This is a genomic window from Amniculibacterium sp. G2-70, from assembly GCF_014353055.1.
Taxonomy (GTDB): domain Bacteria; phylum Bacteroidota; class Bacteroidia; order Flavobacteriales; family Weeksellaceae; genus Amniculibacterium; species Amniculibacterium aquaticum.
Genome location: NZ_CP060698.1, coordinates 1,144,007 through 1,161,010, shown reverse-complemented (window position 1 = coordinate 1,161,010; position 17,004 = coordinate 1,144,007). Strand labels below are relative to the sequence as shown.

General features: G+C 37.6%; 14 protein-coding genes. 5 read left to right on the top strand and 9 right to left on the bottom strand.

Annotated elements, in window-relative coordinates; translation table 11 throughout:
* Positions 1–41 precede the first annotated feature (41 nt).
* Positions 42–1,304, top strand: coding sequence for a peptidase T (pepT, locus tag H9Q20_RS05295; RefSeq protein WP_187478456.1), 1,263 nt, complete (start codon positions 42–44; stop codon positions 1,302–1,304).
* 69 nt (positions 1,305–1,373) lie between these two features.
* Here the strand turns inward: pepT and surE are convergent, their stop codons facing one another.
* Positions 1,374–2,141: a 5'/3'-nucleotidase SurE gene (gene surE / locus H9Q20_RS05290; RefSeq protein ID WP_124639358.1), complete on the bottom strand. Its 768-nt coding sequence runs from the start codon at positions 2,139–2,141 to the stop codon at positions 1,374–1,376.
* 119 nt (positions 2,142–2,260) lie between these two features.
* On the opposite strand from surE, the gene H9Q20_RS05285 reads away from it, so the two are divergent.
* Positions 2,261–4,381, top strand: a complete 2,121-nt coding sequence (locus H9Q20_RS05285) for a carboxy terminal-processing peptidase (RefSeq protein WP_187478455.1) — start codon at positions 2,261–2,263, stop codon at positions 4,379–4,381.
* 230 nt (positions 4,382–4,611) lie between these two features.
* Here the strand turns inward: H9Q20_RS05285 and H9Q20_RS05280 are convergent, their stop codons facing one another.
* From H9Q20_RS05280 to H9Q20_RS05265, 4 genes are all read right to left on the bottom strand, one after another.
* Positions 4,612–6,060: an IS1182 family transposase gene (locus H9Q20_RS05280; RefSeq protein WP_187477341.1), complete on the bottom strand. Its 1,449-nt coding sequence runs from the start codon at positions 6,058–6,060 to the stop codon at positions 4,612–4,614.
* Positions 6,061–6,315: 255 nt separating this feature from the next.
* A complete protein-coding gene (gene guaB, locus H9Q20_RS05275) occupies positions 6,316–7,776 on the bottom strand; it encodes an IMP dehydrogenase (RefSeq protein WP_187478454.1) in 1,461 nt (486 codons plus the stop codon).
* A gap of 292 nt (positions 7,777–8,068) precedes the next feature.
* The gene (locus tag H9Q20_RS05270; RefSeq protein ID WP_187478453.1) at positions 8,069–8,776 is read right to left on the bottom strand and encodes a hypothetical protein; all 708 of its coding nucleotides are present in this window, start codon (positions 8,774–8,776) and stop codon (positions 8,069–8,071) included.
* Positions 8,773–9,096: a PadR family transcriptional regulator gene (locus H9Q20_RS05265; protein ID WP_124639367.1), complete on the bottom strand. Its 324-nt coding sequence runs from the start codon at positions 9,094–9,096 to the stop codon at positions 8,773–8,775. Before H9Q20_RS05265 ends, H9Q20_RS05270 begins: the two co-directional genes overlap by 4 nt.
* Before the next feature lie 166 nt (positions 9,097–9,262).
* Here H9Q20_RS05265 and rplM point away from each other — a divergent pair, with 166 nt between their 5' ends.
* From rplM to rpsB, 3 genes are all read left to right on the top strand, one after another.
* Complete coding sequence (rplM, locus tag H9Q20_RS05260) at positions 9,263–9,718, top strand: 50S ribosomal protein L13 (protein ID WP_124639369.1); 456 nt, start codon at positions 9,263–9,265, stop codon at positions 9,716–9,718.
* 5 nt (positions 9,719–9,723) lie between these two features.
* The gene (rpsI, locus tag H9Q20_RS05255; RefSeq protein WP_124639371.1) at positions 9,724–10,110 is read left to right on the top strand and encodes a 30S ribosomal protein S9; all 387 of its coding nucleotides are present in this window, start codon (positions 9,724–9,726) and stop codon (positions 10,108–10,110) included.
* A gap of 190 nt (positions 10,111–10,300) precedes the next feature.
* A complete protein-coding gene (gene rpsB, locus H9Q20_RS05250) occupies positions 10,301–11,062 on the top strand; it encodes a 30S ribosomal protein S2 (RefSeq protein ID WP_124639373.1) in 762 nt (253 codons plus the stop codon).
* Positions 11,063–11,218: 156 nt separating this feature from the next.
* On the opposite strand, the gene H9Q20_RS05245 is transcribed toward rpsB, so the two are convergent.
* The 4 genes from H9Q20_RS05245 to H9Q20_RS05230 form a co-directional block, all read right to left on the bottom strand.
* Positions 11,219–13,027 carry a hypothetical protein gene (locus H9Q20_RS05245; protein ID WP_187478452.1) on the bottom strand — a complete coding sequence of 603 codons (1,809 nt, stop codon included), beginning with the start codon at positions 13,025–13,027 and terminating at the stop codon, positions 11,219–11,221.
* Positions 13,028–13,230: 203 nt separating this feature from the next.
* Positions 13,231–14,835 (bottom strand): hypothetical protein, encoded by a 1,605-nt coding sequence (locus H9Q20_RS05240; RefSeq protein ID WP_262385584.1) that lies wholly within the window; start codon positions 14,833–14,835, stop codon positions 13,231–13,233.
* 14 nt (positions 14,836–14,849) lie between these two features.
* A complete protein-coding gene (locus H9Q20_RS05235) occupies positions 14,850–15,650 on the bottom strand; it encodes an SDR family oxidoreductase (RefSeq protein ID WP_187478451.1) in 801 nt (266 codons plus the stop codon).
* A 16-nt stretch (positions 15,651–15,666) separates the two neighbouring features.
* On the bottom strand, positions 15,667–16,896 hold the full coding sequence (locus tag H9Q20_RS05230) for a 3-phosphoshikimate 1-carboxyvinyltransferase (protein WP_187478450.1): 1,230 nt from the start codon (positions 16,894–16,896) through the stop codon (positions 15,667–15,669).
* Positions 16,897–17,004 lie beyond the last annotated feature (108 nt).

Here is a 17,004-nt window from a genome sequence, read left to right as displayed (position 1 = left end):
AAAAGACTACCTTTGTTTTTCTAAAAAAATAATCTTATACAATGCAGACGATAGATTTTACTTTGGATTGGAAACTTAAGCTCCAAAACCGTTTTATCAATTATGTAAAAATATTTTCAACCAGCGATCCGGAAAGCGAGACCACCCCATCTTCGCCACAGCAGTGGGACATGGCGAATTTCCTTTTCGAAGAGCTAAAGCAATTGGGACTTTCCGATGTAAGTATAGACGACAAAGGCTATATCTACGCCTATGTCCCTTCTAATTTGGAAAACGATAACGAGCCGACAGTAGGTTTTATTTCTCACTACGACTCAACACCGGATTTTAACGGGAAAGATATCAAACCCATTATCTGGGACGATTACGACGGTGGCGATTTGTTGTTGAACAAAGAAACGGGCTTCACACTTTCTCCATCTAAATTCGAAAGCATGAAAGACTATGTGGGGCAAACTTTAATCACAACAGACGGAACAACCCTCCTAAGTGCCGATGATAAAGCCGGAATTGCAGAAATTGTAACTGCTGCAGAATTTTTATTGGCACACCCGGAAATTAAACACGGAAGAATCACTTTGGGCTTCACACCGGACGAGGAAATCGGTAGAGGAGCTCACCATTTTGATGTAGAAAAATTCGGTGCAGAATGGGCTTATACCATGGATGGCGGAGAAGTTGGTGAACTGGAGTATGAAAATTTCAACGCTGCAGGTGCCGTGGTAAAAATCCATGGACTTAGCGTTCATCCGGGATATGCTTTTGGTAAAATGGTGAATGCAGGACTTTTGGCTGCCGAATTTGCACAAATGTTACCGGCAAACGAAACCCCGGCAACAACGAAAGGTTTTGATGGTTTCTTCCACCTAACCGATATTAATGCAGATGTCTCTGAAGCCAAACTTCAATACATTATCCGCGATCACGATGCTGAAAAATTTGAGGCTAGAAAATCTTTGATGGAAACAAAGGTGAAAGAATTTAACCAAAAATACGGCGAGGGAACAGCCGAGGTTGAAATTAAAGAGCAGTACAGGAACATGAAACAGCAGTTTGAAGGCAAAATGCACATCGTGGACATCGCTGCACAAGCCATGAAAGATGCCAACATCGAACCGAAAATAAAAGCCATCCGAGGTGGTACCGACGGAGCGCAACTTTCCTACATGGGATTGCCTTGTCCTAATATTTTTGCAGGTGGACTTAACTTCCACGGACCGTATGAATATGTACCGTTGGAAAGCATGGAAAAAGCCGTAAAAGTAATTGTAAACATTGCCAAAGCGGTAAAAAAACAAGCATAATCTGCTTCACTAAAAACATAAAAAAAGCCTTTCAATTTTTTTTGAAAGGCTTTTTAGTTTGAATGTATTTTAAATTGAATAATGCCTCTCCAGCTCTTTCATATACTCGTGAGCGGTAAGATCAAATTTTACAGGAACAATGGAAATGTACCCGTTAGAAAGTGCCGTTTCGTCGGCATCGTCACCATCGTCCATATTGTTGAAGTATCCGGTTAGCCAATAGTATTTTTTACCGTGAGGATTAATTCTTTCATCAAAACTTTCTTCCCATTTGGCATGGGCTTGTCTGCAAATTTTTATTCCTTTTATTTCGCTTTTGTTCAGTTTTGGAATGTTTACATTCAGTACAACTCCTTTAGGCATAGGGTTTTCCAAAGCGTTCAAGGTAATTTTTTTGATGAAGTCTTCGGCTTGTGAAAAATCGGCTTCATAGGCCAAGTCGCAAAGTGAAAAACCAATCGCTGGCAAACCTTCTACACCGGCCTCTACCGCTGCCGACATGGTTCCGGAATAGATGACATTGATGGACGAGTTGGCTCCGTGGTTAATGCCGGATACCACAAGATCGGGCTTTCGGGTCAGTACTTTGTCCAAGGCAATTTTAATACAATCTACTGGGGTTCCGCTGCAAGAAAAATCGCGCTGAGGTCCTTCCAATTGTATTTCTTCTAAAGTTAAGGTCGAGTTGATGGTGATGGCATGGCCTTTGCCACTCTGTGGAGAGTTGGGGGCAACCACGATTACTTCGCCTATGGTATTCATAATTTCTATTAATTTACGAATCCCTGGAGCGGTTATTCCATCGTCATTGGTAACCAATATCAGTGGTTTTTGCATATTCTAAAATTTAGTTAGCAAATTTAGATAAAAAAAATCGCCTTAATCTTTTATAAATATTAAATTTGACAATTCAATTGATAACTTTAATCATTAATTTCAAAACTTACACAAACAATATGTTCAAAAAAATGAAACTCAATACTTTGTTTCTTTTTCTTCCACTGATGAGCTTGATGTTCTGCTTCAACGCTCCAAAGAACGATGATGAGAAAATGACAACCATCATGGTTAGTGTAAAAAACACACTTTCCTATTTGCACTATAGTCCCAAACCGATCAATGATGCCTATTCCAAAGAAGTGTACAAGCATTATTTTGAAATGGTCGATCCTGCAAAACGCTATTTCTTGCAGACCGATATGGACGAATTTGCCAAATACGAAACCAAACTGGATGATTATCTTTCTGGTGGGGATTTAACTTTTTTCAAACTGACCACAGACAGGCTTTTGCAAAGAGCTGATGAAATTGATGCAATGACCCAAGAAATCTTCAAGTCACCCATCAATTTAGATCAGGACGAAACTTTTATTTTGGAGGCTAAAAATAAAAAATATCCTAAAGACAAAGCTGAGCTTTTGACGGAATGGAAAAAGTATGTAAAATACAACATTCTTCAAGAAATGGAATCGCTAAATGCTAAGGAAAAAAGCCAAAAAGAATTGAAAGATTCTCTGCAAAGAAACAAACTGAAAGACACCGTAAATCTTAAAATCTTAACGCCTGAACAAAAAAGAGCAAAGGCTACAGATGAAGTAAAGGACTTGCTGAGCGACTCGTTCCGAAGATTCAAAAGGGTGAAAAGAATGGAATGGTTTTCTCGTTATATGAATGCTTATACGGAAGTTTTCGACCCGCATTCCAATTATTTTTCACCACAAGACAAAGACGATTTCGACACCAGCTTTAAAGGGAAGATTATAGGGATTGGAGCGATGATTCAAGAGAAAAAAGGCTACTTGTATCTGGGAGCTTTAACCGTTGGTGCTCCTGCTTGGAAGTCCAAACAACTATCAGATGGTGATAAAATCTTAAAAATAAAATCAAAACCAAAAGAGGATGCTGTGAATGCCGTAGGCTTATTGGCAAATGAAGCGGTGAAATTAATTCGAGGCGAAAAAGGCACCCCTGTCACTCTTACGGTTCAGAAGAAAGACCAATCCATAAAAGAAGTTACCCTGATCCGTGAAGAGGTAGAAATTGAAGATACTTTTGCCAAAAGTGTGGTCATCACCGATGCCAATGGAAAAAAATGGGGCTTCATCAATTTGCCAGGCTTCAATGCCGATTTCGAAGATAGCAAAGGTAGAAATGCCTCTGATGATGTGAAAAACGAAATCATAAAATTAAAAGAACTGGGAATACAAGGAATTGTATTGGATCTAAGAAACAACGGTGGCGGATCTTTGACAGAGGTTGGCGATATGATGGGATTGTTTATGAATGCAGGCCCTTTTGTGCAAGTAAAGGACGGGAATGGGAAAATAAACACCTTGAAAAGCAAATTCAATTCACCATTATGGACCGGTCCTTTGGTGGTGATGCAAAATGAACTTTCGGCTTCGGCTTCTGAGATTTTTGCGGGGGTGGTTCAGGATTACGGCCGTGGAATTGTTATCGGATCGCCACAATCGTTCGGAAAAGGTACGGTGCAAACTTTTGTTGAGCTGAACCGTTTCTTAAGCTCATCCGATGATTTTGGTGCCCTAAAACTGACCATACAAAAATTCTACAGAGTGACCGGAGAATCGACCCAAAGAAAAGGGATCGAATCGGATATCAAACTGAAAGACTTCTTTACCTATGCCGAAGTGGGTGAACGATTTGATGAATATGCACTGGCTTGGGACAAGATTGCTCCAACTCCATTTACCAAAACGACAAATACGGATTTTGCAAAGATTGAAGCTTCATCTGCGGCTAGAATGGCAACCAATAAAATGTACCAGTTGATGCAAGAATCTGCAGAATGGAAAAAGACTTTGGATAAAGAAGAAGTGATCACTCTGAATCAGACAAAGTTTTTTGACTTGATGAATACCCGCAAAGCACAGATTGAAAAATTCAAATCTTTGGACAAATTCAATAACAAATTGGTATTCACTTTCAATACGGACGAGCAAACCCGAATGAAAACCGATGACATCTTTAAAAAGAAAAAAGAAAATTGGAAGAAGAACCTTCAGAAAGATTTTTATCTTCAAGAAGCCATCAATGTAATTTCAGAAATAAAATAAAAACCAATATCAATCGAAAAGGCTGTCCAAGAACATGAGGTCACTGAAAAACCATCTTCATTTTGAATAAGATTTAATTTCAGACAAGAATTAAGAGCTTATTACACGACTTTAAAATCGGTAATAAGCTCTTTACATTTTTTGGAGTTCTAAATTTAATGGGTTTTGTAAAGCTTGTTTTGATTTAATTGGAGCTGAGTTTTAAAGATGATGATTTTGTTCTCTTTTTCTTAGATTAATTTCAGGATCCTCTTCAAATTGACTGCGAAAATAGCCAATGCTCCCTGCATTTGCATGTTTTCTATTCCATAAGAAGTGGCTCTTTTGTAACCATGAACATTTTTAAGTTCACTGTTTTTGGCTTCAATTTTATACCGGTGTTTCGACTTTTCTTTGTAATAATCACTTTCCTGAAAAGCCATCTGTTCTTGGTGTAATTCTGATTTTATAGAAACCGAGTAGGTTTTAGATTTTGCTCCGTCTTTGTAACAACCTTCTCTTAATGGGCAAACTTTACATTTTTCAACATCAAAATAATATACATCAGCTTGATTTTTGCCGACATTCTTTCTGTTCTGATGGGCTTTTCTGATGGCTAAATGCCCGGCAGGACAAACAAATCTGTCAGCATCCTTATTGTAATCAAACTGGTCTTTTTCTTTCCTACATCCTTGTGTAATGGATGGATTTAACTTTGCAACAATTTTTATATCCTGTTCGCTGGCAATTTTCAGATTTTCTTTTCCACTATAAGCCGAATCGCCAATGATGGTTTCCACTTCCATTCCGTTGTCTTGGCTCATTTGCAGTAATTTTGGCAATTCAGGCCCGTCTCCTTTTTCTCCCGAAGTTACCACTGCTGCGGTGATAATCCGCTCTTCACTCATCGCCAAATGTGTTTTGTAACCGAAAAAGGAACTGTCTGCGGATTTATGTCCGATTTTGGCATCCGTGTCTTTTGAGAAAGTTAGCTGTTCATCGGTGTCTTCGGCTGTTTCCCTCAAAAGATTTAATTTCTCTTTCACTGCCGGAATCTCACTTATTGATGGCTCATCTTCTATGCATTTTTCAAGTTCTCTACAATAAGCCAATTCTTTGTTCAGATCGTTTTCAGTATTCTTGACCGGCATTTTTGATTTGAAGTTTTCATCAAATTGATAAACCGTTTTACGAACTAATCTCGAACGCTCTCTCAGTACTTCTATGCTTGAAAATGGATTCGATCTAGATAAAGTATGTGTAGCGTCCACAATAATGGATCTGGATTTAATAATGCCTTTATCGATCGCTATCGTTACCGTTTTACCAATTAGAAGGTTCAACAAATCGGTATCTTTCAAGCGTAATTTCCTGAATTTTGTAAGTGAACTGGGGTTTATCACATCATCTTCGGGAGCCATATCTAAAAAATATTTGAAAGACATATCATAGCGGGAACGCTCTACCACATCTACATCAGAAACCGAGTAAATGCTTTTCAACAAAAGGTATTTGAACATCTTCACCGGACTTTCCGCATTGCGACCATTGTTCAAACAATACTTATTCAACAGTTCATCGTAGATGAAGGAAAAATCTATCAAATCATTAATTTTTCGAAGAAGATTTTCTTTCGGAACGATTAAATCATACAAATCGGAATAAGAACTAAACTGAATCTTTTGCTGTTGGACTAACATTCTTTATCTTTAAAAGACCTTATCAAGGTACAAAAAAAGGAGCTAAAATCCTAAGATTTCAACTCCTTCTTTTTCATATTTCCTGAAAATTCACTTTTTCAGTGATCTCAAGAACATTGGGCAGCCTTTTGTTTTTGGTGAAAGAATCAGACTAAGATTGTGTAAGTTTTATTGTGGAAAATTGGTTTGTTGGAAAAATCAAAAAATCCTTGCCTTAGAAATGGGCAAGGATTGAATATCGTTAATTTTAAGCGTTTACAATGAGTAATTTGGAGCTTCTTGGGTGATGATGACATCGTGAGGGTGAGATTCTTTCAAACCGCTACCGGTAATCTTCACCATTTTGCTGTCTTTTTGAAGTGCAACAATGTCTTTGGTTCCGCAATAACCCATTCCGGCACGGATGCCTCCTGTCAATTGGAAAATAACATCTTCCAATCGGCCTTTGTGTGGCACTCTTCCTTCGATACCTTCCGGTACAAATTTTTTCGCTTCGGATTGGAAGTATCTTTCCTTTCCACCTCTCTTCATCGCGGCTAGAGAGCCCATTCCTTGGTAAGATTTGAATTTTCTACCTTGGAAAATAATCTCCTCGCCCGGAGCTTCGTCAGTGCCCGCCAAAAGAGAACCCAACATAACAGCACCTGCACCAGAAGCCAAAGCTTTTACAATATCACCGGAAAGTTTGATCCCTCCATCTCCAATAACGGTTACATTTTTGGTTTGCGCATACTCATAAACATTGTAGATGGCAGAAAGTTGAGGTACCCCAACACCGGCTACCACACGAGTTGTACAGATGGATCCTGGACCTACCCCTACTTTTAGAACATTGGCACCTGCTTCTATCAAATCTTTTGCAGCTTCTGCAGTTACGATGTTTCCACCAACGATATCCAGATTTGGAAAAGCTTTTCTGATTTCAGAAATTTTATCCAACACCCCTTTGGAATGTCCGTGTGCCGAATCGATGGCTACAATGTCCACACCAGCAGCTACCAATGCATTCACACGATCCATGGTATCTACACCTACACCAACTCCGGCTCCAACAATAAGTCTTCCGTTTTGGTCTTTGTTGGCATTGGGATATTCCAATTGGTTATCGATGTCTTTGATGGTGATTAGTCCGATCAGTTTGTTTTCAGCATCAACGATGGGTAATTTTTCTACACGATTTTCGAGCAATATTTTTTTCGCCTCATCCAGATTGGTATTTTTTCCTGAAGTTACCAAATTGTCTTTGGTCATCAGGGTTTCTACTTTGGCGTCCAAGTTTTCTTGATATTTTACATCTCTGTTGGTGATAATCCCAATTAATTTATTGTCTGCATTCACCACGGGAAGTCCGGAGATTTTGAACTGTGCCATTAGATCTTTGGCTTCGCCCAAGGTATGGTCTTTGGAAAGGGTAACCGGATCGGAAATCATTCCATTTTCGGATCTTTTCACACGGTTAACTTGAGCAGCTTGCTCTTCTACCGTCATGTTTTTATGAATGAAGCCCAAGCCTCCCACTCTTGCCAATGCAATAGCCATTTCTGCCTCGGTTACGGTGTCCATAGCCGCAGAAACAATAGGTACATTAAGGGTTATTTTGTCGGTAAGTCTGGATTTTAGGGAAACCTGATTGGGTAAAACTTCTGAATAAGAAGGAACTAAAAGTACATCATCGAAAGTGATGGCGCTTTCTACAATTTTGTTATGAATAGACATCTTTACTTTCTTTGCAAAATTAAATCTTTCTGATCAATCGTGAAAGATTTTTTTATTTTTTAACAGAAATTTAATTTTAAGAGCCTGTTTAAATTTTATATCTAGATTTTTTGTATAGATATTTGGATGGATTTTGGGTTTTAAAATTGAAGTTTTGCAGGCTAAAACAAAAATTTAAAATGCAAAATACGCTAAATTGAATGCAAAAAGGCAGATAAGAAAGATTGGAAATAGTCGGAATATTATTTCGGTAAAATTTTAAACGGGCTCTAAGTTTGAATTTAATTTAAACTTAATTCAGCTGATGCGTTAAAATAAAAGCTTCTACTTTTTTGATCTGAACCAAATAACGATTGAGAGAAAGCCATGTGAAAAGGCAGATTGTTGCAAGGGCTAAATAAATGAATAAAATTCCAAAAACCTGCCATTCCAAAGTGGAAACATGTAAAAAAGCATCTACAAAAACTTTGTAATCCGATACAGATTTAAACAAAAAGTAGGCCATGGAAAGGTGAATCATGACATAGTTTTGATACAAAGTGAGTGTGAATTTAGAATGTTTTTTCGGTAAATTGACTGCTTTCCAATTTCGTATAATTTTGATGATGGGTGCAAAAACCATGATCACGATCAATAATAGAATAAGATATTGAAAAATTTCTTTTGGAAATAATAACGATAAAACGAACGATGCCAATACGATGATTCCTGCATATTTCACACTTTCAAAAAATACCGATTTCAACATGGTTTTTTCAAAATTCCTGACCAAATCGCTTCGGTTTTCCAACTCCCAGCCTCCGTTCCAATATGGAGTGAGGTCGTTGCACCAGGAGTCTTTGGTTTTTTGAAAAGCATCATTAAAACATAAGTTATGACGCGCTTGCAAATCGTGTATTTGGGATATAAAATGATCGTAAACCTCTATCAACATGTCTATGGGAAGTTTTTTTACCGAGAGATAGGATAGGATTTCTTGTTGTTGGGCTTCGGTTATCATGGTTTAAAAATATTTTGAAGAGATAAAATATAAGCATTCATTTCATTTTCCAAAACGGATTGTTGTTTCAGTCCTTTGTCGGTTAATTTATAATACTTGCGGTCTCTCCCGTTGATGGTTTGCACCTCTGTCACGACCAATCCTTGGACTTCTAATTTGTGAAGTATCGGATACAAAGCGCCTTCGGTGATTTCCAAGTGGCCTTCAGTTTGTTGTTTTGCCAATTGCGTCATTTGGTAGCCGTACATTTTTCGCTCCACGCTCAGCATTTTCAAAATGATGCTTTGTAGGGTTCCTTTATAATAAGATTTGGCCGACATGAATTTTGATTTCACTTGTTAGTAACAAATGTATACATAATTTTCTTATGTGTCAAATGGATGTCAAGATTCTTTGTTTTTCATAATATTTTTTCATTTCGAAAAATATTCATACCTTTGCACACCCTTATTGGGAAAATTATGTTTAATCATTAAACGAAAAAGTGTGAATACATTAAGTTACAAAACAGTATCAGCGAACAAGGCTACCGCTAAAAAAGAATGGGTTGTGGTAGACGCTGAAGGACAGCCTTTAGGAAGACTAGCTTCTAAGGTTGCCAAGATTTTGAGAGGTAAGCACAAAACGAACTTTACTCCGCATGTTGATTGTGGTGATAATGTTATCGTTTTGAACGCAGGAAAGATTAGTCTTTCTGGGAACAAGTGGGCAGATAAGACCTATATTTGGCATACAGGATACCCTGGTGGTCAAAAGTCTATGACGGCGACTGAGTTGTTGGAAAAACATCCGATGAGAGTTTTGGAAAAATCCGTAAAAGGTATGCTTCCTAAAAACAAATTGGGTGCAGCTATCTACAAAAATCTTTACCTATACGAAGGTACAGAACATAAGCATGAAGCTCAGCAACCTAAAACTATTAATATTAACGAAATTAAATAATAGAAATGTCAACAGTTCATAAAATAGGAAGAAGAAAAACTTCTGTAGCTAGAGTTTATGTAAAACCAGGAACCGGAGTGATCAAAATCAACGGTAAAGAAGCTAAAGAATATTTTTCTACAGATGTATTGGTTTATAAAGTAAACCAACCGTTTGCACTTACTGAAACTACTGCTCAATACGATGTTACTGTAAATGTTTTCGGAGGTGGTATCACAGGTCAAGCAGAGGCTATCCGTTTGGGTATCTCTAGAGCAATGTGTGAGATCAATGCTGAATTTAGATTGGTTCTTAAGCCTGCAGGTCTTTTGACAAGAGATGCAAGAATGGTGGAAAGAAAAAAACCAGGTCAGAAAAAAGCAAGAAAGAGATTCCAATTCTCCAAGCGTTAAGATTTGCTGTTGGCAGATGGCTTATGGTCATTGGCTACAGAAAATTGTTAAAATTTATTTAAACTTAATTTTGGTGAAACTGCGCATGCACAACACCAATTGCCCGTTAGCTTAGCATCCAAACTTTACTCCCTTCTATCGTAAAGTTGATTGCCAAAAAGCGGAAAGTAAACTAACAAAAAACAAAAACATGGCAAAAGTAAATGTTAAAGACCTCCTAGAGGCAGGAGTACACTTCGGTCACATGACCAGAAAGTGGAATCCAAATATGGCTCCATACATTTTCATGGAGAAAAACGGTATTCACATCGTAGATTTACATAAAACAGCTGTAAAATTGGAAGAAGCTTGTGGAGCTTTGGAAAAAATTACTTCTGCAGGTAAGAAAGTTTTGTTCGTAGCAACTAAAAAACAAGCTAAAGAGGTTGTGGCTAAGTATGCTTCTGAACTGAACATGCCTTACATTACTGAAAGATGGCCAGGTGGTATGCTTACCAACTTCGTAACCATCCGTAAAGCAGTAAAGAAAATGAATGCGATCGACAAAATGAAAAAAGACGGTACATTCGAAACTTTATCTAAAAAAGAAAGATTGCAAGTGGACAGACAAAGAGCCAACCTAGAGAAGAACTTAGGTTCTATCGCTGACATGGTGCGTCTTCCTTCTGCTGTTTTCGTGGTAGATATCATGAAAGAACACATCGCTGTTACTGAAGCTAAAAAATTGGGTATCCCAGTTTTCGGTATCGTTGATACCAACTCTGATCCAAGAAAAGTTGACTTCGTAATTCCAGGAAACGATGATGCTTCTAAATCTATCGACATGATCTTGAGCATTGTTTCTGATTCTATCAAAGAAGGTCAATCTCAAAGAAAAGCAGATAAAGAAAAATCTAAAGAAGAAGAAGGTAACAAAGCTACAGCTGAGGCTGACAAAGACTTTGAAGCTTAATCTAAAAATAGTTTCTTTAAACACAGAATCCGTCTCTCTCGAGGCGGATTTTTTTTGTACACATCCGTTATCACGAATGGCTTTTATCACGAGTGAAGGCAAAAAAAAATCCGTCCCAATCAGGAACGGATAATTGCTATAAATAAGTTTTTATATCTAACCCAATTGAGGGATTTCAATCGATTTAATCTTGTTTTGATATTCTTTCAACTGTTGGTTGATCTTGGTGAAATTGGATTTGAAATACGAGGTCTTATCAAACAGATCTTCGTAATACGAAACGCCATTTAGCAAATTGTCTTTGAAAGCCTGCCATTTTTTTACCTGATTTTTGGTCAAATCATCCGTAAATTCAGCGATTTCCTTAGACAAATAATCCACATACAGTTTCAATTCGTTGATGAAGACATTCGGTCGTCTATCGTCTGGCAAGACATTTTTGGTACCGTAAATATGACCTACCATATCCTTCAAAGAAACTTCTTTGTCGAAGTAAGCCAAGTTAGGTCCAGGGCAAACCACTACACCTTGTTTTTCGCCTTTAATTTTAAGGTCGTGATCCATATAAGAAGCGTTGGCCAAACCTACACAAAGACATGCTTTTTCGGTGATTTTATCTTTTTTCTTTTGATAAAGTTCTGGCGAAAGATGTTCTTTTTCTTTCTCAAGATCGTGCAGTTTCACTTTTTGAAACTTAGATGAAGCGGTACAAATTCCTTCAGGGCCAAATTCTTTACTCAGAGCCAATAATTTTTTAGGGCAAGAACTTCCGTACTTTCCGTTGTCATTTTTCTCTTTATTCAGCAGTTCATTAGAGCTTCCTTTTACGGTATTGAAGGGTACCCCCAAAGGAGAAATGTTACTCAAGTAAAAATCTCCTTCTTTGGACTTTCTTAGCAGCTCTCTGGTTTCTAGATCAACAGAAGTTGCCTCGGGTACCAATAAAAATGGAGACCCCCAACCAATGCTGTCCACAGCGTAATTGTCCAATAAAAATTCATGTTCTTCGGCAGTACCTACACCGCCTTGAACGGAAATCTTAATGTTTAATTTTTCCGAAGGTACAGGCTTTCCTTTTTGTTCTAAAGCAGCCGTCATCAAAGGAAAAGCAGAATTGATTATCTCTTCTTTCTTTTGTTTGAATTCTTCCAAAATAGGCCCCATCAACAAGCCTTCGGTAGCAAATGCATGTCCACCACAGTTCAGTCCAGATTCTATTCTGTATTCAGAAACCCAAAGTCCTTTTTTAGCCAAAAAATTCCCCTGAATTATGGCCGAACGATAATCGCTAACTTTTAAGATGATTTTCTTTTTGATGTTTCCATCCGCATCGGGATAGAAATCTTCAAACTCTTCCATGTAGCTGTACAATCTCGGATTCATTCCAGCAGAAAGCACAAGAGAAGATCTTAGGTTGGAATTTCCAAAGCCTCGTAAAGCAGAATGGGCATCGTTATGAATCACAGGGAGTTGCACTCCCTTTTCAAAATTATCCTTATCCACTTTGGTCATGATGTTCACATCAATCTCTCCAGGATGCATGTGCTTGTCCACAAAAGATTTGATGCTTTCAGCAAGATCTTCTTTGGTTTCATGTAGAAGTTGTTGCAAACCGTCTTTCAAGTCGGATGTACTCGGAAGCATGGATATGAAATCTTGCAATGCCGCTTTATTTTTAGAGATATCTTCTTTGAAGGTTTCGAATTTTGTTTTCACAATTTTGTCCATCATGTCCAGATATGCCGTAATTCTTTTGGCTCTGTAATCTTCAATCTTTCGGGTGATGTGGTGGTAGTGGAAATGGAATTTCTTACTGTACACCTCACTCATCCTATCCAATATTTCGTCATCGATAATGGAAACTACCGACGATATTCCGTATTGAGCCACACGAATAGGGCTGTCGATGGTGTACGATAACCCCATCACCGGAATATGAAAATTGTGAATTTGTTTTTTATTCATTTTTAAGGTATTCTATAATTTAAAAATCGCACAAAATTAGGGCTTTTAATCCTTTAAACCATGTTTAATTTTGAAATTTAACACCTATTTTATGATTTAATCAATATTTAAACGGTTCATATTGTTTAAATTCAAATAAACTATGCTATAAGGAGTTAAAATTAGCCATTTAATAAAACAACGGATAAATGAACCGTGAAGTGTTAAAATTTGCTCAGTATTCCCCAATGGATTTTGGTATCGCTAAATTTCATTGGATTTCCTACCGGATTTCCATTGGAAATTTGGAAACTCATCAAGCCAATTTTTATAAAGAAATTGAAGCCCAATCCCAAACTGTACACTTTGGTATTTGTGCTCAATGCATCGTTTGTGATTTGTCCATATTGTCCAAATACATCGAAAAATGCTTGTTCGCCGATTAAATAACGATATTCTGCTGTTCCAAAATAGTAAAAATTAGACAACAAAGAGCTTTCATTAAAGCCCCGGAATGAATTCCATCCGCCCAAACGAAGCAGCTCATTGGTTGAAAGCGGAAGTTTGGATTTTATCCCGGCAACCTCACCACGAAGATTTATGAAATGATTTCCTTTCAACCCAAAATTTCTCTCGGCTGAAAGAAAGTAATTGCTTTGTGTAGAACTAAGATCATCAGCCTGATAAAAAACCGATGCATAAGAAGCTTCTGCAGCGATGTGGGTTTTGTGTCTGAACAATTCGATCTCTGTGGGTTCCGTAAATTCGTACCACAAACCGATGCCGCTTTTGTTGAAATCTTTTCCTTCTAAAAAAGCAGAATTGCTCACGGTGGAGGTTTCCAGACTGCCTCTTAGTCCTAGTTTTTGTCTGTTGCTCAGGTGATAGTACACCGAGGGTCTGAACTTGAAATTGGCAAAAGTAGAGTCTTGTTTGTAAATATTGGTCTGTATGTTCAGTCCGACATTGGAGCCCAAAACGAAAGGAACATCGACTTTCAAATCAAAATTTTGACCGCTATCCGGGTTTCTTTGCCAAAAAACATTGACCGTTTCAAATCCGTTGAACAGGTTTCTGAACTGTACATCCAAAGTGCCGTTGATGGTAAACTTCTCGGATTTGTCATTGCCAAAACCAAGAACGCCATCAAAAGAATTGGATTTTTTTTTCTTTAAAAACAAATAAATGTCGGTCGTGTCTTTGGTGAACAAAGTCTGTGGAGGCTTCTCTAACTGTACAAAAGGATGGTTTTGTAATGATTTTTGTATTGAAAGCAAATTCTTCGTGCCGTACACCGATCCTTTGTATTCTTTCTCCAGGTTTTTTAGAAATCTTTTCGGAACTTTTTCATAGCCTTTCACGACGAAACCGTTTATTTTTCTTTTATCTTGCTGTAAAATACTCAGTTCAACCTCTGGAGTTTTGTTTTTCAAGCCGAGATATTTGGTTTTGACACGAGAGAAAACAAATCCTTGATCGAAGATTTTATTGTGAATTTTCTGTCGAAGAGAATCCAGATTTTGCGTTTCAAATTCCGGTTTCAAGTTCAGTTCAGCGGCCAATTCGGGATTTATTTTAACAAAAACTCGATTGTAATTTTCGCCTTTATCAAACAAAATGGTAGTGGATTCTCCTTCTTTTTTAACCGAAATAACTTTGGCGAAATAGTATTTGTGCTCTGCTAAAGAATCCAAGAATTTCACTGCAGAAAGAGAGTCTTTTTTTAGGTATTGCTTTTGATTTTGGACATCAATCAAAACAAAACGGTTCTGTTGACCGAACAACAAAAACATCCAAAACAAGTTGATAAAAAGCAATAACCGTTTCAATATAAATTAATTTTTTAATCCATTTGACTGTACTTCCTCATCAGTTTTTCATAGAATTTTTGTGGTAAAATCCATTTGAGAGGCACTCCAATTTTCTGACCAAATTTACCAAAATAATAATGAGCTTTCCATGATTTTTTCATCAGCAAGGCATCAATAAAATGTGCCACTTCCAAAGGTTCATTGCCAGTATCGACATGGGCGTTCATTAAAGAATATACTTTGTTGTAAATGGTTTTATAAGGTTCCGAAACTTTTGTTTGCACTCTGTTTTCGGCAATTTTGGTTTTAATATCTCCCAAGTGTAAAGAGCAAACTTCTATATCCCAAGCTGCAACTTCGTAACGAACGGCTTCTGTTACTTTGTCCAATGCCGATTTGGAAGCCGAATAAAATCCACGAAACGGCAAGCCCATCTCCGAACCGATACTGGAAATGTTGATGATCTGACCTGTTTTTTGATTTCTCATTTCCGGGAGTACTGCCGACATCATTTGTACAGCGCCCACCAAATTCAGGTTGAACAATTTCCAAATGTCTTCTTTGCGGGTATCTTCCACAGGACCCACCATTCCCATTCCGGCATTGTTAATCAAAACATCAATACGACCTTGTGATTTTGTAATTTCATCAACGGCTTTTGTAATTTTATCGTTGTCGGTTATGTCCACGGAAATGCTGGTAAAATATGGGCTTTCGGAAATTTTCCTACTAAAGCCATAGACTTTATGTCCTTTTTTTCCAAAATATTCAGCGAGTGTAAATCCAATTCCGGAAGAGGCTCCAGTTATGATGATGGTTTTATTCTGTTTCATTAATGTATTCATTTATTTATAGAGGGTTCAATACTCTAGACAGGTCGGTCCAAAAATTAGGATACGACTTTTGTACGACCGATGGATCTTGAATTTCAATGTCACCAACCAAGGCAAAAGGTGCAAAACTCATGGCCATGCGATGATCCTGATAGGTTGCTATTGAACTGTTTTTTTCGGGTTTAAAATAAGAATTAGATGCGATGGATTGGTCATCAATGTTGGCATTGCATCCAATTTTTTTAAGCTCATTTTTCAATGCTACCAAACGATCGGTTTCTTTTATTTTTAATGTTTTAAGTCCTTTGAAATGGAATGGAATGCCAAGGGCAGTTGCTGTTACACAGAGCGTTTGAGCGATATCCGGACAGTCGTTCAGATCCAAGTCTATGCTTTTTGGAAAAGAAAAATCCGCATTTGGTTTTAAAATAATATGATGATTCTCAATGTCAAAATGAGTGTTGATTCCAAAGTGGTTTTTATAAATTTCGACCAATCTCGAATCTCCCTGCAAAGAATTTGGTTTGAAATTTCCCAATCTAATTTCTTTTCTCCCAATGGCTGCCAAAGAATAAAAATAACTTGCAGACGACCAATCGCTCTCTACCACCATTTTATATACGGTATCCGATGGGATTTTTGGGCTGATTTTTATACTATTTCCCGACCAATCTACAGAAATTCCAATGGATTTTAGCAGATCTACGGTCATTTGCAAATACGGTCTAGAAGTAAGTGCTCCCACCAATTCTAGGGTTAGCCCTTTTTGCAATTTACCGGCAACCAGCAGTAGAGAACTGATGAATTGCGACGAAATGTTTGCGTTTATTTTAACACGGTTTTTTTCTAGGTTTTTTCCAAAGATTTTCAAAGGCGGAGATCCTTTTTTGTCCGTATATTGGATGTCGGCACCCAAGGTTTTCAATGCATCAACAAGGTCTTTAATGGGTCTTTGTATTAGTCGTTCGGATCCCGTTAGTACCACTTCTGCGTTTTCTAAACTTGCAAAATAGGAGGTCAAAAAGCGCATGGCAGTACCGGCATGATGCACATCGATTACTTTGCAGTCGTTGTCCAGGGCTTTTTTTAACAGCATGGTATCTTCGGAGTCGGATAAATTATCGATGTCGATATTTCCAAAGCAGGATTGAAGAATTAACAATCGGTTGGATTCGCTCTTGGATCCATTAATTCGAATAAATTGATTGGCAAGGAGTTTTGATTTTTTAATGCGTTTGTATTCCATGGAATCCTTTTGTATTTCGAATTAACAATTTTACAAATCTACAAAAAAACAAAAAAAGCACCCTGTGTTAGAGGGAGATCACTGAAAAAGTGAATTTTCAGGAAATAT